The organism is Streptomyces sp. NRRL B-1140 (assembly GCF_001280065.1).
GTDB lineage: Bacteria > Actinomycetota > Actinomycetes > Streptomycetales > Streptomycetaceae > Streptomyces.
In genome coordinates, this window is record NZ_LGEA01000101.1 from 25,366 (window position 1) to 44,118 (window position 18,753).

An 18,753-nucleotide genomic window follows, 5' to 3' on the forward strand; every position below is an offset into this window, starting at 1 on the left:
GGAGGGGGGCCGGTTCGACCTGCGGTCGACAACTGTTCGACAGCTTCACCCCGTACGGTTGACGCATGGATCTTCGACTGCCCGGACTCCACGGGCTGCTGCGGAGGCCCCGGAGGCTCCTCGCCGCCGGGGCCGCCGTCGTCGTCCTCGCGGGGGCGGGCACGTGGACGGCCGTCGCGAACGACGAGACGCCCCCGGTCCACCGCCAGGACCGGTTCCTGGCCACCGGCGAAGGCGTGCGCGTCGACACCTCGTTCTTCACCTCCGGAGGAGACCGCCGCCGCCCCGCCGTCCTGCTCGGGCACGGCTTCGGCGGCAGCAAGAACGACGTACGGCAGCAGGCCGAGGACCTCGCCCGGGACGGCTACGCGGTCCTGACCTGGTCGGCCCGCGGCTTCGGCAAGTCCGGCGGGAAGATCGGCCTCAACGATCCCGAGGGTGAGGTCGCCGACGTCTCGAAGCTCATCGACTGGCTGGCGAAGCAGCCCCAGGTCGAGCTCGACAAGAAGGGCGACCCCCGCGTCGGCATGGCGGGCGCCTCCTACGGCGGCGCCATCGCCCTGCTCGCGGCGGGCCACGACGACCGTGTCGACGCCATCGCCCCGGCGATCACCTACTGGAACCTCGCCGACGCCCTCTTCCCGAACGGCGTGTTCAAGAAGCTCTGGGCCGGCATCTTCGTCAACTCCGGCGGCGGCTGCGAGAAGTTCGAGCCCGCGCTGTGCCGGATGTACGAGCGGGTCGCCGAGTCGGGCAAGCCGGACGCCGAGGCGCGCAAGCTGCTTCAGGAGCGGTCGCCGTCCGCCGTCGGCAGGAACATCGAGGTGCCGACGCTGCTCATGCAGGGCCAGACCGACTCCCTCTTCCCGCTCGGCCAGGCCGACCAGGCCGCGAAGACGATCCGCGCCAACGGCGCCCCCGTCGACGTCGACTGGATCGCCGGCGGCCACGACGGCGGCGACATGGAGACCGGCCGGGTCGAAGGCCGCGTGGCCTCCTGGTTCGACCGCTACCTCAAGGGCGACAAGGGCGCCGACACCGGCCCCGCCTTCCGCGTCACCCGCACCCTCGGCACGGGCTCCGGGGACGGCGAACCCCGCCTGACCGGAGTGACCTCGGACCGTTACCCCGGCCTGGAGAGCAAGCAGCGTTCCGTCTCCCTGGCCGGCCGCGAGCAGAGCTTCGACAACCCGCCCGGAGCCAGCCCGCCCGGCGTCTCCGCCCTGCCCGGACTCGGCGGCGCCGGCGGCCTCAGCCAGCTCTCCACGCTCGGCATCGGCGTCTCCCTCGACTTCCCGGGCCAGTTCGCCGCGTTCGAGTCCGCGCCGATGCGCGAGGACCTCCAGATCACCGGCTCGCCCACCGCCACCGTGCACGTGAAGTCCACCAGCGACGACGCCGTCCTCTTCGCGAAGCTCTACGACGTCGGCCCCGGCGGCGGCACCCAGCAGGTGCTGCCCTCCCAGCTCGTCACCCCCCTCAGGGTCGAAGGCGCCAAGGCCGGCAAGGACGTCACCGTCACGCTCCCCGCGATCGACCACGAGATCGACGACGGCCACCGGCTCCGCCTGGTCCTCGCCTCCACCGACCTCGGTTACGCCTCCCCGGCCGCCCCCGCCACGTACACGGTCTCCCTCGACGGCGACCTGAAGGTCCCCTCGGCCCTCGGACAGCGCGACACCCGGGACGGGCTGCCCGCCTGGGTGTGGTGGCTGCCGCTCGCCGGCGCGGGCATCGCGCTCGCGCTGATCCTCACGGGCCGCCGCCGCACCGCCGCACCCGCCCCGCCGGACCCGGCCCTGGCCGAAGTCCCCCTCCAGATCACGGACCTGACCAAGCGGTACGCCAAGTCCACCGACCGGTACGCCGTCAAGGACCTCTCCTTCCGCGTGGAGCAGGGTCAGGTCCTCGGCCTGCTCGGCCCCAACGGAGCGGGCAAGACGACCACCCTGCGCATGCTGATGGGCCTGATCAAGCCCGACGGCGGCGAGATCCGCGTCTTCGGCCACGCCATCGCGCCCGGAGCCCCGGTCCTGTCCCGGGTCGGCGCCTTCGTCGAGGGCGCGGGCTTCCTGCCCCACCTGTCCGGCCGCGAGAACCTGGAGCTGTACTGGCGCGCCACGGGCCGCCCGGCCGAGGACGCACACATGGAGGAGGCCCTGGAGATCGCGGGCCTCGGCGACGCGCTCGCCCGGGCGGTGCGCACCTACTCCCAGGGCATGCGCCAGCGTCTCGCCATCGCCCAGGCCATGCTCGGCCTGCCCGACCTGCTCATCCTCGACGAACCGACCAACGGCCTGGACCCGCCCCAGATCCGCGAGATGCGCGAGGTGATGATCCGCTACGCCGCCGCCGGCCGCACGGTCATCGTCTCCAGCCACCTCCTCGCGGAAGTCGAGCAGACCTGCACCCACCTCGTCGTGATGGACCACGGGCAGCTCGTCCAGGCGGGCCCCGTCGAGGACATCGTCGGCTCGGGCGACACCCTCCTCGTCGGCACGGCCACACCCGTGGACGAGCCCGTCGTGGAAAAGGTCGCCGCCCTGCCCGGCGTCGCCTCGGCCGTGCGCGCCGACGAGGGCCTCCTCATCCAGCTCGACGCCGACGGCACCCCGCAGCGCCTGGTCGCCGACCTCGTCCGCCTGGACGTGGCGGTGCGCTCGGTCGGTCCCCACCGCCGCCTGGAGGACGCCTTCCTCACCCTGATCGGAGCCGAAGCATGAGCACGCTCGCCGAGCCGCCCGCCGAGGTCGCCGACGGCTACCGCGCGGGCCGCACCCTGCCCTTCCGCGTCGAGCTGGCCCGGCAGCTGAAACGGCGGCGCACCCTGGTCATGGGCGGCGTCCTGGTCGCCCTGCCGATCATCCTGCTGATCGCCTTCCAGGTCGGTGGTGATCCGGGCGGCAACAACAACCGCGTCAACCTCATGGACACGGCGACCGCGTCCGGGGTCAACTTCGCCGCGGTCAACCTCTTCTCCGCCGCGGGCTTCCTGCTCGTCATCCCCGTCGCCCTGTTCTGCGGCGACACCGTCGCCTCCGAGGCGAGCTGGTCGTCCCTGCGCTATCTGCTCGCGGCCCCCGTGCCCCGGGCCCGGCTGCTGTGGTCCAAGCTGGCGGTCGGACTCACCCTCAGCCTCGCCGCGCTCGTCCTGCTCCCGGTCGTCGCCCTGATCGCCGGCACCGCCGCCTACGGCTGGGGGCCGCTCGAACTCCCCACCGGCGGCAGCCTGTCCACCGGCACCGCCGCCCAGCGCATGCTGATCGTCGTCGCGTACATCATGGTGTCCCAACTGGTCACCGCCGCCCTCGCGTTCTGCCTCTCGACCCGGACGGACGCCCCGCTCGGCGCGGTCGGCGGCGCGGTGTTCCTCACCATCATCGGCAGCGTCCTCGACGAGGTCACGGCCCTCGGCGACTGGCGCCACTTCCTGCCCGCGCACTGGCAGTACGCCTGGCTCGACGCCGTCCGGCCCCGGCTGGAGTGGACGGACATGATCCAGGGCACGTCGGTCTCCGTCACCTACGCACTCGTGCTGTTCGCCCTGGCCTTCCGCGGGTTCGCCCGCAAGGACGTCGTCTCCTGAACGCCCCGTACCGCCCGTCCGCTCCGCCGGACGGGACGCGGGCCAACCGGGTGAACCTGCGGAACCAATTCTTCTGCACCGGGTTGATGAGGCAGTAGAGCATGCGGCGCCACGAGAAAGGAACGCGCAGTGCTCAAGGAGGCCATGATCGCTGCGGCGGCCGCCGCTTCCGCCCTTGATGTGCCGGTGACGGCCGCTGTCCCGGCACGCGCCGGCGGACCGGCCGTCGCGCAGGGCAACGGCGAGTAGACGCTTCCTCCGCAGCCCCCGTGCCGCGAGACAGCAGTCCACACGCCTGGTTCCTGTTCAGCGCTGCGACCTGTTCATGCCGCCGCACCGTCGGCCCTGGATGTGGACCCCCGCACCGAGGCCGGCCGCCCCGATTCTTCAAGCAGGAGGACAACTGCAATGCGACAGACCCTGAGCAAGGGAGCGTTCGCGGCGGCCGCCGCCACGGGGATTCTGTCCCTGTACGGCAGCCCCGCCCTCGCCGACTCCGACGCGTCGGGAGTGGCGAAGGACTCTCCCGGTGCGCTGTCCGGGAACAGCGTGCAGGTGCCGGTCGAGGTGCCGGTCAACGTGTGCGGCAACACCGTCAACGTGCTCGCGGCGCTCAACACCGCGTTCGGCAACTCCTGCAGGAACGTCTCGCACAAGTCGTCGGGCCACTCGGGCCACGACGCGGACGCGGACGCGTCGGCGATCGTCAAGGATTCCCCCGGCCTGGGTTCCGGGAACAACGTGCAGGTGCCGCTCGATGTGCCCGTGAACGTGTGCGGCAACAGCGTCAACGGGGGCGCGCTGTTCAACGACGCGCTCGAGAACGACTGCGAGAACGGCTCCCGCGACGGCGGCCACGGCGACGACGACAAGCCGTCGAACGAGGAGAAGCCGAAGCCCCCGGCCAAGGACGGTTCCCTCCCGCCGGACAGCGAGAAGCCGCGTTCCACCACCCCGGACACCGAGGACTCGTCCGTCACCGAGGAAGTGGCGGAGCAGGAAGAGTCCAGCAGCGTGCCCCAGCTGGCCGAGACCGGCAGCGAGGCCCTGGCCGCGGCGTCGGCCGCCAGTGCCGTCCTGATCGCGGGCGGAGTGCTGATGTACCGCCGGGGCCGCGCCACCTCGTCCCGCTGACCCTTCCCGGGGCGGCCGAGCACGGCCGCCCCGGACCGCACCACCCGCACCCCCCGCCGACCACGGTCCGGGGGGTGTCGGCCGTCCTGCGGCACCGGCTTGCCCGACCGCCTTCCCGGCACGAGAGCGGGCCGCCGACGACGCCGTCGCCGTCAGCGGCCCGCCTGCCACCGTGTGAGTCGCCCGTCAGCGGTGCACGGGCGACGGCGACTCGCTCCGGCTGCCGTCCACCGGAGCGGGGACGACGCCGCCCACCGGCATCGCCCCGAGCCGGCGGCGTACGCCGCGGACGAGAGTCGACGCCGTGAACGACGCGCCCTGCACGAACCGCATGGCCGGGCCGAAGCCCGAGGCCGTCACCAGACCCGCGAAGAACAGGCCGGGGCAGGAGGACTCGAAGCTGCGCCCGACCGCCGGGGAGCCGTCCGGCAGTGCCGTCAGTGTCCCGCGCAGCTCCGGGGCGAGCAGGCCGAGCCGGTCGCAACGCGCCCGGAACCCCGTGGCGGCGATGACGTGTTCGGTCTCCAGGCTGCGCAGGGCACCCGTGCGGCTCGCCATGTCCAGCCGCACCCCGCCCGGCACCGCACAGGCCGCGGTGACCTCATGGCCCGGCAGCAGCTCCACGACGCCCTCCACCCGGTCCCGCACCCACCACGCGCCCGCCGGCCCCAGCGCCGTGGTCGCGATGCGGGCCCGGGTCGGCTCCGGCAGTCGCCGGAACAGGTTGGGACGCTCCGCGTAGAACCAGTTCTTCCACCCGGGGCCGAGGCCGCTGTGCGGGGAGCGGACCGACCGCCACAGTGGGCGCTCCCAGGGCGGCGGCACGTCGTTCCACACCAGCCGGTCCGCCCGCGCCAGCACCCGGACCTTCGTACCCTGCTCGGCGAGCAGGGCCGCCGTTTCCAGGGCCGCCTGCCCGCCACCGATCACCGTGACGTCCTTGTCACGGAAGCGGTCGAGGTCGCTGTGGTGACTGCTGTGCGTCACCAGGGCGGGATGCAGTCCGCGCAGTGCCTGCGGTACCTCGACGAACGGCATCACACCGACCGCCAGGGCCACCGTCCGCGCCTGCACCTCCTCTCCGTCCTCGGTGACCGCCGTGAAACCGCCCGGCCCGGCCGCCACACGGGTCACCGTGCGTTCGTCCACCTCCGGCACGGCATTGCGCGCGAACCACAGGCCGTACTCCGCGAACGCCTCGACGGGGATCGGCTGCGCATGGCGTGCCGTCAGTCCGTGCTGCGCGCAGTAGACGTCCAGACGCCACTGGCCGGCCGGGTCGGAGAGGTTGGACGCCCACGGTTCCGACTTCAGGAACATGCCGCGGGGCATGTTGTCCCGCCAGGACGCCATGGGACGGCCGAACACGCGCAGGCTCAGTCCGGCGGCCGCGGCGTGGGACGCGATCGACAGACCGTAGGGGCCTGCGCCCACCACCAGAAGGTCGTACACCATCAACTGCTCGCTTTCTCGTTGTCGGTCAGGGAGGGCGAGGCCGCCCGGGGGATCCGCCGGGGCGTCGGCACCGTCGTCGTGCCGAGCCGCTCGTACAGCCGGCGGGACACATGCCGGCACCACTGGGCCCACATGACCCGTCCGGGGGAGCGGTCGTCCGCCGCGTACCAGGCCAGTTCGCGCCCGCCCGGCGCCGCACGCAGCGCCGCCATCGGCGCGTAGTTCTCCACCACGAACTCCCGCCCGGCCATCGGAGCCCCGTCCGGCAGCGAACGGCCCGTCAGGTCCAGGTGCAGGGCCCGTACGACGTCCAGGCCCGTGCTGTCGGCGAAGAGCCGGAACTGGGCGCCGGCACGCGGGTTGAAGTCGAGCAGGTGGTAACGGCCCGTCTCACCGCAGCGGCGGAAGTCGAGGTCGAAGATGCCCCGGTAACCCAGCTCGCCGGTGAGCCGCTCGGCCAGCGCCTGCACCTGGGTGTTGGGAGTCCAGCGGCCCACCGCGGTCAGGCCCGCCCCCCGCGGCCAGGCCAGCTGCTTGCGGCCGGGACCGCCCGCGCGCACGGTGCCCGAGCGGTCGGCGTACCCGTGGAAGAACCAGTCCCGGTCCGGCCCGGGTGACAGGTATGCCTGGAGCAGCAGCCGGCTGCCCGCTTCCTCGGTGCGCAGGAAGAGCTCCCGGGCCTGCGGTGCGGACCGCACCAGCACCGTGCTGCGCAGCCCGCCGCCGGTGGGCAGCAGCCAGGGGCGGCTCCACTTCGCCACCAGCGGCAGCCCGAGCCGTCGCAGGGCATCGTCGACCCCGGCCGCACTGTCCGGGATCAGCGTCTGCGGGTGCGGGACCTCGGCGGACGCGCACACGGCGGCCAGTTCCGCCTTGTCGGCGACGCGCTCGGCCAGGGTGCCGGGCAGCTCCGGCAGCAGGTAGGAGGAGGTGAGTTCGTCCCGTGCCCGCCCCACGGTGATGGCGCTCGCGTCGTCCATCGGGACCAGGACGGCGGGCCGCGCGATCCGGTCGGCCACGCGGCGCAGCACGGCGAGGATCTCCTCCGCGGACGCGCCCGGGGGCGGCGGCGGATGCATGTGACGTACGTAGCGTGACGCTCCGACGGGACTTCCCGCGGTGTCAGCGACGACGTGCACCTCCACTCCCGCCCTGCCGAGCGAGCGCACCGCTCCCAGCGTTCCGTGGTGGAAAGGATTCCGGTCGATCCGCAGCACAACAGCGGGGACGCGGATGTCGAGCAGCGACACGAATTCTCTCTTTCTCTTCGACCGGCTCACCCGCACGGGCGAGCCCGGCACTCGAAAGCCGCAACGGCACTGGCGCTCCAGGCTTTTCTGTGACTCACTAATATGACTGCCCGTCAATAACACCAATTGCGGCAGCACTCCGGACGAGAGCGAACAAAGGAGCAGGCATGGCCCCACGGCACAGGCGGGCCAAGGTCCGCCGGCTGACCCTGGGCGCGGCAGCGGTCGCCGCGTCGGCCGCCCTGGCGTCCGTCCTCGTGGCGGAGGTGGGGGTGGCGCAGGCCGCCGAGCCCGGGGCACCGGCGCCGACCCCCGTGGTCCCCGCCGCGACGCCCTCGGCCCTGACATCTCCGGCCCTCACGCCCCCGGAGCCGACACCGCCGGCCCTGACGCCTCCGGCCGTCGCCCAGCTCCCGGTACCCGCACCGGCCCCCACCACCGCGGCGGCCGGTGAGGGGATCCCCGCCTTCGGTGTCTTCCTCAAGTCCGACGCCCGTGGCGTGGCGCGGATGCCGCTGTTCAGCCACTGGCTGGGCGGCACGGAGCTCCGCGTCGGCCACACCTACCTGCCAGGACACCGCTGGCGGGACATCGAGGGCGCCGCCGACTTCCTGGACGTGTGGGCGCACTGGCGCAACAAGAAGGCCGACCGGATGCTCGTCCTCAACGTCCCCATGCAGGAGCGCAACGAGGAGGGCGTCTCCGACAACGAGGTCCGGCAGCTGCTGCGGCGCGGAGCGGCCGGGGAGTTCGATCACCACTTCCGTGTCCTCGCCGAGCGGCTGGTCGAGCTGAAGGTGCCGGACACGGTCATCGTGCTCGGCTGGGAGATGAATGGCACCACGTACACCCATCGCTGTGGGCCGGACCCGGAGGCCTGGAAGAAGTACTGGAACAGGATCGTCGCCACCATGCGTTCCGTGCCGGGCCAGGAATTCCGATTCGATTTCACGCCGAGCCGTGGCCATGATGCCGTTCCCTGGACGAAGTGCTACCCGGGGGACGACACGGTCGACGTCATCGGCATGGATTCCTACGATCAGCCGAACGGAATGTCGTTCGATCAACAGGTGAAAGAGCCCTACGGGCTGCAGCACCATGTGGATTTCGCGAAGGCTCACGGCAAACCCATTTCCTATCCGGAATGGGGTCTCTTCCGCAACGGTGACAATCCCGAGTACATGCGGCGCATGCTCGCCTGGATGGACGAGTACAGGCCGCTCTACAACACGCTGACCGACTACTGCCCGCACGGCGTGTGGCAGTGCGGAGCCAACCCGAAGTCCTCCCACGTGTACCGGTCCGCCCTGTTCGGCCGCGGCGACCAGGCGGCCCCGCCCCTCACGCCCACACCCACGCCGAAGCCGACCCCGCCCGGCACGACGCCGCCCCCGGACTGCACGCCCCTGGACCTGGGCAGCTGGGTCGAGGAGTGGCTCGGCGGAAAGCTCTGCCTGCGCTTCGACTGGTGGTGATCCGCCGGCCCGGCGAGACACCGCTCCCCGGTGCCGGACCGGGCCCGCCGTCGTCACCGCTTGCCGCGCACATCGGCGGCGGCGGCCGGGCCGGGCACCGAGGCGGCCGGGGCGCCCTCAGCGTCCCGGCCGCTCTTGCGGGGCCGAGCCAGCAGGGCCAGGCCGCCCAGCAGACCGCCGGCGCTCGCCCCCACCAGACCCGTCACCACCGGTGACGCGGACGTCGGCTCGCGCGGCTCCACCGCCCGGGAGAACCGCACGAGCCGCACGTGGGTGCTGTCACTGCTGTCCTCCGCGTGGCGGGTCAGCGAGCGGGTGACCGCGTTGGCCATGTCGACGGCGAGGCCGGGGCGCGAGGACGTGGCCGACACGGCGACCATCGGCGCGTCCGGCGACGTCGCCGTGCGCACACTGTGCTGCAGGGTGCGCACCGGAACGCCCGCGTACACCTGAGCGTCCCCGAGCACCGCGAGCTGCGTGGCGACCCGGCCGTACGCCTGGGCGAACCCGAGGGCGGCGTCCGGCGTGGACTTCTCGGTGGGTACGGCGATGACGTAGCTCGTGGCCGTGTACGTGGAGGGTGTGAGCACGCCGTAGGAACCGCCGAGCAGACCCCCGACGACGGTGCCCGCCGCCAGCACGGACCACAGGGGAAGGCCCCTGAGACGAGCCGGGGACAGGCGGTGCTGACGGGGCGGAGTGTCGGTCATGAGGAGGTGGCTCCCAGAGGTGAGAGGGACGGCGAACTGGAGACCGCTGTCGCGTACACGTCGGTGAGACGGGCCGCGCAGTGGGTGATGCTGTAGTGGCGGGCGACCTCCGAGACCCCGCGCGGCCGGGCGCCGGCCGCGCGGGCCTCGGTCATCGCGCGGGCGTAGGCCTCGGGACCGCCGCGCACACACCGGGCGCCGGCGGCGGCGGACGGCCGCACGTCCTCGATGGCCGGGCAGGAGGCGTAGAGCACCGGCAGCCCGGCCGCCAGAGCCTCCACGGCCGCCAGCCCGAAGGCCTCCTCCGTGGACGGGGACGCCAGCAGGTCCATCGCCGAGGTGAGCGACGGCAGGTCCGGACCCGGCGAGTCGTCGCGCACGTAGGGACGTTCGCCGGTGAAGACGACGCGCTCGGCCACGCCGGCCTCGTGGGCCGTGCGACGCAGCGCGTGCTCCTCGGGGCCGCCGCCCACCAGCAGCAGCCGGCACTCGTCCGGCAGCAGGGCCAGCGCGCGGACCAGGACGTCGAACCGCTTCCCCGCGGTGAGCCGGCCGACTCCGCCCACGACCCAGGCGTCCTCCGGCAGGCCGAAGTACCGGCGGGCCTGCGCGCGCCGCTCCGGGTCGAAGCGGAACCGGTCGAGGTCGATGCCGTTCGGGACGACCTCGATACGGGGCGCGGGCACGCCCCAGTGCTTCAGGCGCTCGGCCACCGTCGGGGAGACGGCGACCGTCGCCGAACCGAGCCGCTCACTGGCGAGGTACAGCCCCCGCACGCCTGCCGTCAGGTCGCGGCCCTCCATCTGGGAATCGCCCAGGGAGTGTTCGGTGGCGACGACCGCCCGGACCCCGGCCAGGCGTGCGGCGAGACGGCCGTAGACGCAAGCCCGGTAGAGGTGGGTGTGCACCAGGTCGTAGCCGCCGGCGCGGATCAGCCGGACCAGGCGCGGCAGGGCGGCCAGGTCCCGGTTGCCGCCCATGCCGAGATGCGTGACACGGACTCCGTCGGCGGTCAGGCCCTCGGCGACCGCGCCGGGGTTGGTGAGCGTCACGACGTCGCAGTCGACGGGCAGATGACGCAGCAGCAGCCGCAGCTGCTGCTCGGCCCCGCCGACACCGAGGCCGGTGATGATGTGCAGAGCCCTCATCTCACAGGCCCTCCACCGGGCGCCGGCGCAGCCGGTGCAGCCAGTGCTTGAGGTGCAGGCGCCACGCCGTGTCGTCCTGGCCGACGTACACCCGCGGCAGGGCGTGCGGGCCGGTCAGCGGGCCCGGGTCGATGGCGCAGGCGTAGGTGTAGCCCGCTTCCCGTACGGCCTCCACGGCGCGGGCGTCGATCGTGCCGTACGGGTAGCAGAAGCCCTCGACCGGGGCGCCGGTCAGCTCCTCGAGCTGTGCGCGGCTCTCGGCGACCTCGGCCCTGAGCGTGTGGTCGTCCGCCTTGGTGAGGTCGACGTGCGTCAGCCCGTGCGAGCCGATCTCCACGCCTTCGGCGGCCGCGCGCCGGATGCCGTCCCCGGTGAGCAGCGGCTTGCGCGGGCCGAGCGGATCCCAGGCGTTGTCGCCGCCGAGCCGTCCGGGCAGCACGAAGAGGGTCGCGCCGCAGCCCCAGCGGTGCAGCAGCGGCAGGGCGTCGGTGACGAAGTCGGCGTACCCGTCGTCGAAGGTCAGCCCGACCAGGTCGTGCCCCTCGCCCCGGGCGCGGGCGGCGAGCAGCTCGGTCACGGACACGCCCCGCAGCCCGCGCCGGCGCAGCCAGGCCAGCTGCGAGGCGAGTCGTCCGGGCGTGACCGTGATGCGGTACGGGTCGTCCGAGCAGTCGCCGACCGAGTGGTACATCGCCACCCAGGGGGCCGGGCCCCTGCGCGGGGCCCGGGGTCTGCCGGTGTCGAGGGAGTCAGCGGAAACGGCCATGTGTGAGCCTTCGTGTGACGGCGCGTAGGGAGCGCAGAGCGGACGCGGAACTCTGGGCCCCGAAGGCCCAGCTGAGCGGGACGAAGACGAAGGTCACGGTCAGGAGGCCGGCCGTGAGGCCCGCCGCCGGGGACGCCGGCCGGCTCGCGGCGAACGCCCCCGCGGCCGTGGCGACGGCCGCGGCGGACACCAGCCTGCTCAGCTCGGCCAGGACCGGCCGGACCCGGACCGAGACGCCGTGAGAGCCGTTCCGCCGGCCCGATCGCAGCCCGGCGAGCAGCAGGCCCGCCGTGACGGTGATGCCGAACGCGTTGGCGGCGGCGATCCCCGCCACGCCCCAGGAGTGCACGGAGCCGGCGCCGATCCAGGACGTCACGGTGATGCCCGCCGCCATCGCGCCGAGCGGGTACCAGCTCGCCCGGCCCGCTGAGAAGTAGGACCGCACGAGGGCGCCCACCAAGGTCTGACCCAGCAGCCCGAGGGCGTACACGCGCATGACGTCCGCTGTCGCGTCGGTGTCGCCCGGGGTGAACGCCCCCCGCTGGAAGAGCAGTCCGATCATCTGGGGGGCGCAGGCGACCACCGCGCACATGCCCAGCAGCACCAGCCACGAGGCGAGCGCGAGGTCCCGTTCCACGCGACTGCGGGCCCGCGCGGTGTCCCCGTCCGCGAGAGCCCGCGCCACCACCGGGAAGGTGACGGTGCACACCATCAGCGACAGCGTCATCGGGATCTGGGCGACCTTCTGCGCGTAGTTCAGGTGCGAGATGGCACCGGCGGGCAGGCCGGACGCGAGGAAGCGCTCCACGAGCACCTGCGACTGCCGGCACAGGGCGAAGAGCAGCACCGCGGCGATCAGGGCGAGTTGCACCGGCCGCTCCTCCGCCACCGCCCGGGCCTTGGCCAGGTGCGGCGTGGGCGACGCCAGCCGACGCCACAGCGACGGCAGTTGCACCGCCACCATCAGACAGCCGCCCGCCGCGACCCCGACCGCGGCGGAACGCACGCCCCAGCCCTCACCGAGCAGGAACATCGCGGCGATGATGCCGGTGTTGTAGACGACGTAGATCGCCGCGGGGGCGAGGAAGCAGCGGTGGGCCCGCAGGGCGGCACTGCAGTACCCGGCGAGCCCGAAGGCCAGCACGCAGGTGGCCGTGATCCGGGTGCAGTCGGCGGCGAGCGCCGGGTCGGGCAGACCGGGAGCGAGCGCCTGGACCAGGTGGGGAGCCGTGCCGGCGATCAGGGCGGCCACCGCGGCGAGGGCGAGACAGAGCCGGGGCAGGGTGGCGCGGACCAGGGCGCGGACCGGGTCGCCCGGGGCGCCCCCGGCACGGCGGGCCAGCGCCATGCTGAACGCCGGGATCAGCGCGATCGCCAGCCCGTCCTCGATGAGCAGCGTCGCGGCGAATTCCGGAACCGTCCACGCCACCAGGAAGGCGTCGGTGTCGCTCCCGGCACCGAACAGCCGCGCCAGCGACTGGTCGCGCACCAGGCCGAGCAGGGAACCGGCGATGGACAGCGACGCCGTGACGAGCGCGGCCCTGGCCAGGAAGCTTCCGGAGACCGGCGACGGCGCCGAGGGCTGCTCGGTACCGTCGCCGGTGCCGGTGGCGGCCCGAGCCGGGGGCACGGTCACCGCGTCGTCCGTGTCGGAGCCGGGGGAATGCGAGGGCACCACCGTCATCGGACCAGGGCCTCCTCGGCGGGCTCGGGCACCGCACTGCGGGGCGCGTCCGCGCGCGCGTCGCCGGTCAGCGCCCACCAGGCCCCGAGCCCCATCGCCACGGCGATCAGCACGGTCGAGGGCCCGCCGATGTCGCCGTACATGAAGTCGGTCAGCAGCCAGATCAGCAGCCCGCAGGCGACGAGCCCGCAGTCGGCTCCCGGGCCGCGGTCGCGGACGCGCACAAGCCGCCGCATCCCGCACACCAGCAGCGCCAGCCAGCTTCCGGCGAGCGCCAGCAGCCCGATCAGGCCCTGCTCGCTCAGCACCAGCAGGTACATGTTGTGCGGAGACAGCAGCGGCTGCCGCTGGTACACCGCTCCCGCGCCCCCGGTCTCGCTGCCCGACGACAGCGCGAGCGTGGCGTGTCCGTCCCGGTACTCCGGGAAGCCCTTCAGGCCGACCCCGGTCAGCGGGTGCTGCCGCCACATGTCCGTGGCGGACGCCCACAGGGTGTACCGGTCGACGACGGACTGGTCGGGGGCGTCGGCGACCTGGGCGATGCTGCCGATCCGCTCTTGCAGGAGAACCGAGCCCACACCGAACCCGCCCACCAGGATCACACCCACGGCGGCGGCGGCCGCGGCCACCTTCAGAGCGCGCCGCCATCCGGTCAGGACCAGCTGTACGGCGCAGGTCAGGAACGTCGCGATCCAGGCTCCCCGGCTGAAGGAGAGCGCCAGCGGCAGCAGCAGCACCGAAGCGCACGCGGCGGCGGCCACCCGCTGCCGAACGGACACCCGGCCCAGCGCGATACCGGTCGCGCACACCAGGCCGAGGGCGACCGCCGTCGCCATGCCCATCACGTCGTGCGATCCGAAGGTGCCCACCGCCCGGATGTTCGCGCCCTGGTAGGACGCACCGGTCCCGGTGACGAACTGGTGGACGCCGATGGCCCCCTGGCACAGACCGAGTCCCACGCAGGCCCAGGCCACCATCCGGAAGCCGGTCCGGTCGCGCAGCAGCAGCAGGACCGCCGCCGGAACGAGGACGAAGGTCTGCAGATAGCGTCCCAGGCCGGCGAGCCCGGCCTCGGACGAGAACGCACCCATGGTGGAGAGCGCGAGCCCCACGACCGGCAGACCCAGGATCACCGCGGCGGCGGGCGACAGCGGGCGCCGCCGTTCGAGCAGGAGACGGATCACGCAGTACACCACCACCAGCCCGGAGAACACGTCGGCGGGCCCCGCTCCGTCCGATGTCAGGGGCAGCGCCAGCAGGGCCGGTACGGCCACCACGAGCAGGGCCGGGGTCAGCGCGGCGTCGCGGCGGGGGAGGGGCGTCAGTGCGAGGCTCACCGGTTCTCAGCTCCCCGTGGGGCGTACCACCGTGGCGGCGGTGCGCAGCAGAATGCAGACGTCCTGCCACAGGGACCAGTCGTCGATGTAGGCGTTGTCGAAACGGCAGCGGTCCTCGATCGAGGTGTCGCCGCGCAGGCCGTGGATCTGGGCGAGGCCGGTGATGCCGGTGCGCATGCGGTGGCGGACCGAGTAACCGGGATAGGCCTGGCCGAACTGAGCGACGAAGTAGGGGCGTTCGGGCCGGGGCCCGACCAGGCTCATGTCGCCCCGGAGCACGTTCCACAGCTGGAGCAGTTCGTCGAGCGAGGTGCGCCGCAGCATCCGGCAGAACCAGCGCATCTCGGTTTCCGTCGCCACGCTCCACCGGGTCGCCGACTCGTGCTCGTCGACCGGGCGGTGCGTACGGAACTTCAGCAGGGTGAACGGCTCGCCGCCCCTGCCGATGCGCTCCTGCCGGAACACCACGCCCGGCCCGTCGCTGATCCGCAGCACCGCGGCGAAGGTCAGCAGCAGCGGGCTGAGCAGCAGCAACAACGTCCCCGACACCAGGATGTCGAGGGCCCGCTTGGCCGCGCTGTCACGCCGGGCGGGGGCCATGTCCAGCCGGCGGCAGGAGAACCCCGCCAGCCGTTCCCGCGCCGCGTACGACGGGGTGTCGGCGTCGATCTCCCAGACCACGCAGCCCGAGCCGGCCAGCGCCCGCAGCAGTGGCTCCTGGTCGGCGCGTACGGAGGGATGCACGGCCAGCACCGCCCGTACCCCGTTCTGGATGACCGCCCGCTCGACCTCCTCGGCGGTCGTCAGCACCGGCAGCGTCTCGGTGCCCTCCGGCTGCTCGGCGACGATCCCCACCGGCCGGACCCCGCAGCGCGGGTGACGCAGTACGGCGGCGGCCACCCGCTGCGCGGTCGTGACCGGGCCGAGGACGAGTGCCGTGCGCGGGTGGCGCAGCAGCGCTGCACGGCGCCGCGCGTGCACGGCTGCGCGCAGCGCGCAGCCCGCCACCGTGTGCAGGGCGAGGCCCGTCAGCACGGTTGGCAGGGACAGCGCGTGCTCCGGCCGGTACGCCGCCACGAGAGCCGCGAGGGCCAGCCACGCCACCGCGATGCGGCCGCACAGGGCGGGCAGTTCGTCCAGCAGCCCGGGCACCGGCGGCCGCCCGTCACGGCGGCGCAGCAGCAACGAGCCGGCGATCAGCAGGGTGACGAAAAGCGGGTGGCGCTGGGACCCGGTGAGCGCGAGCGTGCCCGCGAGGGCGGCGAGGCCGTCCGCCGCGAGCAGCGGGACGGATGAGGCGGACCGGGCCGGGGGCCGCGGGGCGGACGAACGGAAACCGGTGGTCGTGCCGCGCGGGGGCATGACCGAGACTGGTGAGGATCCGTGCTCCCGCGGCGATACGCCGGGGGAGGGCACGGTACGTTCGGCGGTCACGAGTGGATGGACTCCCTGTACTCGGTGGGCTCGACGCGCTGGACCGGCCGGTTCGCCTCGGCGCCACGTCCGGTGTCGAGCGGCTGACCGTGCGCAGCGCTGAGGGGGGTGGCGGTCCACGGGCCGAGCAGATCGCGATAGACGTCCGAGACGGCTTCGGCGGTGTGCCGCACGTCGTGGGCGGACAGCACGTGCCGGCGGCCCTGGTCGCCGAGCGATGCGCGCAGCAGCGGGTCCGCCAGCAGCGCGGTGACGGCTTCGGCCAGCGCCGCCGGGTCCTCCGGCGGAACCAGGCACCGGGTGGAGGTGGAGGAGGGCAGACTCTCCCGGGCGCCGTCGACGTCCGTGACCACGACCGGCCGCCCGCAGGCCATCGCTTCCAGCGGCGCCAGCGCCATGCCCTCCCAGCGGGACGGCAGGACGACGAGATCGGCGGCCTGGTACCAGGGGGAGGCGTCGGCGACGGCTCCCGCGAACACCACGGATCGCGGGGCGTTTTCGCGCAGCCGGTCGTGGTCCGGCCCGTCGCCGACGAGGACGAGACGGGCGTCGGGCACCTGCTGTTCGACTGTCTCCCACGCCTCCAGGAGGACGTCCTGCCCCTTCTGCCGGCACAGCCGCCCCACGCACACGGCGAGCGGTGCCGTGGGGTCGATGCCGGCGAGCGGGGCGAGTCCGGCCCGGACGGCCCCGGGGGCGGCCGGACGGAAGCGCTCCGGGTCGATGCCGTTGGGGACGACGGTCCAGCGGCCGGTGATCCTCGCGCCCATGCCGGTCGCGCGCTCCGCCTCGCTCACGCACACCACGCGTGAGGCCCACCGCGCCGCCCAGCGTTCCCACAGGAGCGCCAGGGTCGCGGTGCCCCCGCCGACCGCCTCGAACGACCAGGCGTGCGGCTGGAAGACCGTCGGGATCCGCCCGCGTACCGCGAGCCGCCCGGCGAGCCCGGCCTTCGCGCTGTGCGCGTGGATCAGGTCCGGACGTACCTCGTCGATGACCTGTGCCAGGTGCCGTACTTCCCGGATGAGCGAGGTGCCGGGAGACCGTGTGGCGTGCCAGTGCCGTACACGCGCGCCGAGCGTCCGCAGTTTCGTGGTGAGCGCGCTGTCGGGGCAGGCCACGGTGACGTCCAGGCCGTCCGACAGCTGCGCCTGGACCAGGTCCGTGACGACGCGCGCGACACCGCCGTCCACCGGCTGGGTGAGGTGCAGGACTCTGGGATGAGGTGCGGTGGGTGACACGTGCATGTGCGCGGGTTCCTCGCTCGCGAAGGCGTTCGGGGCGGACGGCGACGTACTCACCGCCGTGCGTCGACGGCGGCGTAGAACACACCGGCCCACGCCGCGTCCTGCTGAGACTGGAGCCGGAAGGTGGCCCGGTCACCGCCGTGCTGCAGGGCGCCTGCGAGGTCGAACACGTCGGAGTCGTAACCGAGGGTGTTGCCGTGGGCGGGCGTCCGGGCCGCGTCCGTGCCGGGCTCGCTGATGGTGGAGTTGAGGACGTCGTCGCGGGGGTTGGCGGAGTTGCCGAGGGCGGTCGTGGCCTGACCGGCCGTCACGGTGAGCGAGTCTCCGCCGGTGCCGCGGTCGCCGTTGTACGCCACCAGGCCCGCACGGCCCCACGCGTCCGCGGCGAAGTCGAGGCCGCCCATGCCGATCTCCACGGCCCCCAGCGGGGTGAAGCCGTCCCAGACCGCGAGGTGCCGCAGCGGCTCCGCGGGGTTCTCGTAGGCCACCACGAGTGTCCAGCCGCCCCAGGCTCCGGCCGTGGATCTGCCCATGGCGATGTTGATCTGCGCCACGGTGTACAGGCCGGCTCCGGCCTCCCGCACCAGCCGTGTCACGTCGGCCGAGGCCTGGAAGGCGTCCATGCCGTCCATGACGCGGTGTCCGACCGTGGTGTCCGCGATCAACTCCTTGTACTCGCCGCCCGGTTCGGCGATCAGCACACGCTCGTTGTCCTGCGGCGGCTTCTGTTCGCCCACGCGCAGGTTGCCACCCCAGTAGAGGCGCGCGTACGTCACCCGGGAGCCACTGGGCAGGCGGACCTCCCCGCGGGAGGAGTTGTACGTGTTGGCGTCGCGGTCGACGTCGACGTAGAACATGTCGAAGTCGCCGTTCACACCGGGGCCGCCTGCCTGCGTCTCGGAACACGAAGAGCTCTCGGCCGCGCGGCAGGTGATCGATGCGTTGGCAGCGCGTACGATGCCGCCGTGCTGGAGCGCGCGATACCGCTCGGTGAAGCTGAGACGCTCGGCTTCCGGCACGGGCGCGGCCGCCGGTGCGGCGGAGGGTGAACTGCCGGCCGCCCACACGGCGGCAAGAGCGAGGACGCCCACGGTCGCGCGGCGGAACAGCGGGCCCAAGGAATGACGCATGACCGGTCGTTGCCTTTCGGAACGGGGAGTCGTGGCAGAGCGCCACGGCTGCGATGTGTCCGCGCTGAGAGTGCGTCGGGCGGTTCGCAACTCTAGTCATCAACCGGACATAGTCGATGAAATCCGATGAAATCTGACAAGTGTGTCGGAATCGTGAAACCGCATTTCCTTGCCGCCTCCGGCCGCCGACTCGCCCTCGGGGCGGACTTCCGCTCGGCGCGGGCCGTCGCCTTGCGCCATCAGGTGCCGTGCAAGTGCGCCCTGACAAACCGTCTGATCAGGCGGGACGCGGCAAAAGGAGGAATTGGGAAATCCCGAAAAGAGTATGAACGGTTGCGGGAAGTCGTGGGTGCTTCCACGGTGGGATCAAGATCCAACGCCGTCGAAAGGAATCCCC

General features: G+C 73.1%; 14 protein-coding genes. 4 read left to right on the forward strand and 10 right to left on the reverse strand.

What is annotated here, in order from left to right; genetic code table 11:
* Nucleotides 1-65: 65 nt before the first annotated feature.
* From ADK65_RS20255 to ADK65_RS39800, 3 genes are all read left to right on the forward strand, one after another.
* The gene (locus ADK65_RS20255; RefSeq protein WP_053671730.1) at nucleotides 66-2,723 is read left to right on the forward strand and encodes a CocE/NonD family hydrolase; all 2,658 of its coding nucleotides are present in this window, start codon (nucleotides 66-68) and stop codon (nucleotides 2,721-2,723) included.
* The gene (locus tag ADK65_RS20260) at nucleotides 2,720-3,586 is read left to right on the forward strand and encodes an ABC transporter permease (RefSeq protein ID WP_053671731.1); all 867 of its coding nucleotides are present in this window, start codon (nucleotides 2,720-2,722) and stop codon (nucleotides 3,584-3,586) included. Before ADK65_RS20255 ends, ADK65_RS20260 begins: the two co-directional genes overlap by 4 nt.
* A 408-nt stretch (nucleotides 3,587-3,994) precedes the next feature.
* Complete coding sequence (locus tag ADK65_RS39800; RefSeq protein ID WP_053671732.1) at nucleotides 3,995-4,720, forward strand: chaplin; 726 nt, start codon at nucleotides 3,995-3,997, stop codon at nucleotides 4,718-4,720.
* Between the two features lie 186 nt (nucleotides 4,721-4,906).
* Here ADK65_RS39800 and ADK65_RS20270 read toward each other — a convergent pair whose 3' ends face one another.
* Complete coding sequence (locus ADK65_RS20270; protein ID WP_199825671.1) at nucleotides 4,907-6,175, reverse strand: FAD-dependent oxidoreductase; 1,269 nt, start codon at nucleotides 6,173-6,175, stop codon at nucleotides 4,907-4,909.
* A complete protein-coding gene (locus tag ADK65_RS20275; protein WP_053671733.1) occupies nucleotides 6,175-7,425 on the reverse strand; it encodes a hypothetical protein in 1,251 nt (416 codons plus the stop codon). Before ADK65_RS20275 ends, ADK65_RS20270 begins: the two co-directional genes overlap by 1 nt.
* Nucleotides 7,426-7,592: 167 nt before the next feature.
* On the opposite strand from ADK65_RS20275, the gene ADK65_RS20280 reads away from it, so the two are divergent.
* A complete protein-coding gene (locus ADK65_RS20280; RefSeq protein ID WP_053671734.1) occupies nucleotides 7,593-8,900 on the forward strand; it encodes a glycoside hydrolase family 26 protein in 1,308 nt (435 codons plus the stop codon).
* A 53-nt stretch (nucleotides 8,901-8,953) separates the two neighbouring features.
* On the opposite strand, the gene ADK65_RS20285 is transcribed toward ADK65_RS20280, so the two are convergent.
* The 8 genes from ADK65_RS20285 to ADK65_RS20320 are packed head-to-tail and all read right to left on the reverse strand — an operon-like array spanning nucleotide 8,954 to nucleotide 18,356.
* A complete protein-coding gene (locus ADK65_RS20285; RefSeq protein WP_053671735.1) occupies nucleotides 8,954-9,610 on the reverse strand; it encodes a hypothetical protein in 657 nt (218 codons plus the stop codon).
* Complete coding sequence (locus ADK65_RS20290; protein ID WP_053671736.1) at nucleotides 9,607-10,758, reverse strand: glycosyltransferase; 1,152 nt, start codon at nucleotides 10,756-10,758, stop codon at nucleotides 9,607-9,609. Before ADK65_RS20290 ends, ADK65_RS20285 begins: the two co-directional genes overlap by 4 nt.
* A 1-nt stretch (nucleotide 10,759) precedes the next feature.
* Entirely contained in the window at nucleotides 10,760-11,524 is a 765-nt protein-coding gene (locus ADK65_RS20295; protein ID WP_053671737.1) for a polysaccharide deacetylase family protein, read from the reverse strand.
* Nucleotides 11,508-13,208, reverse strand: coding sequence for a lipid II flippase MurJ (locus ADK65_RS20300; protein ID WP_078956066.1), 1,701 nt, complete (start codon nucleotides 13,206-13,208; stop codon nucleotides 11,508-11,510). The genes ADK65_RS20295 and ADK65_RS20300 overlap by 17 nt, the downstream gene beginning before the upstream one ends.
* Entirely contained in the window at nucleotides 13,205-14,545 is a 1,341-nt protein-coding gene (locus tag ADK65_RS20305) for an O-antigen ligase family protein (RefSeq protein WP_053671738.1), read from the reverse strand. The genes ADK65_RS20300 and ADK65_RS20305 overlap by 4 nt, the downstream gene beginning before the upstream one ends.
* Nucleotides 14,546-14,551: 6 nt before the next feature.
* Entirely contained in the window at nucleotides 14,552-15,979 is a 1,428-nt protein-coding gene (locus ADK65_RS20310; protein ID WP_053671739.1) for an exopolysaccharide biosynthesis polyprenyl glycosylphosphotransferase, read from the reverse strand.
* Complete coding sequence (locus ADK65_RS20315) at nucleotides 15,976-17,226, reverse strand: glycosyltransferase family 4 protein (protein WP_053671740.1); 1,251 nt, start codon at nucleotides 17,224-17,226, stop codon at nucleotides 15,976-15,978. The genes ADK65_RS20310 and ADK65_RS20315 overlap by 4 nt, the downstream gene beginning before the upstream one ends.
* A 50-nt stretch (nucleotides 17,227-17,276) precedes the next feature.
* Nucleotides 17,277-18,356: a hypothetical protein gene (locus ADK65_RS20320; protein WP_053671741.1), complete on the reverse strand. Its 1,080-nt coding sequence runs from the start codon at nucleotides 18,354-18,356 to the stop codon at nucleotides 17,277-17,279.
* Nucleotides 18,357-18,753: the final 397 nt, after the last annotated feature.

Excerpts from the sequence above, each read along its gene's own strand:
- ADK65_RS20255 (WP_053671730.1), top strand. The coding sequence starts at position 66 with ATGGATCTTCGACTGCCCGGACTCCACGGGCTGCTGCGGAGGCCCCGG.
- ADK65_RS20260 (WP_053671731.1), top strand. The coding sequence starts at position 2,720 with ATGAGCACGCTCGCCGAGCCGCCCGCCGAGGTCGCCGACGGCTACCGC.
- ADK65_RS39800 (WP_053671732.1), top strand. The coding sequence starts at position 3,995 with ATGCGACAGACCCTGAGCAAGGGAGCGTTCGCGGCGGCCGCCGCCACG.
- ADK65_RS20270 (WP_199825671.1), bottom strand. The coding sequence starts at position 6,175 with ATGGTGTACGACCTTCTGGTGGTGGGCGCAGGCCCCTACGGTCTGTCG.
- ADK65_RS20280 (WP_053671734.1), top strand. The coding sequence starts at position 7,593 with ATGGCCCCACGGCACAGGCGGGCCAAGGTCCGCCGGCTGACCCTGGGC.
- ADK65_RS20285 (WP_053671735.1), bottom strand. The coding sequence starts at position 9,610 with ATGACCGACACTCCGCCCCGTCAGCACCGCCTGTCCCCGGCTCGTCTC.
- ADK65_RS20290 (WP_053671736.1), bottom strand. The coding sequence starts at position 10,758 with ATGAGGGCTCTGCACATCATCACCGGCCTCGGTGTCGGCGGGGCCGAG.
- ADK65_RS20295 (WP_053671737.1), bottom strand. The coding sequence starts at position 11,524 with ATGGCCGTTTCCGCTGACTCCCTCGACACCGGCAGACCCCGGGCCCCG.
- ADK65_RS20300 (WP_078956066.1), bottom strand. The coding sequence starts at position 13,208 with ATGACGGTGGTGCCCTCGCATTCCCCCGGCTCCGACACGGACGACGCG.
- ADK65_RS20315 (WP_053671740.1), bottom strand. The coding sequence starts at position 17,226 with ATGCACGTGTCACCCACCGCACCTCATCCCAGAGTCCTGCACCTCACC.
- ADK65_RS20320 (WP_053671741.1), bottom strand. The coding sequence starts at position 18,356 with ATGCGTCATTCCTTGGGCCCGCTGTTCCGCCGCGCGACCGTGGGCGTC.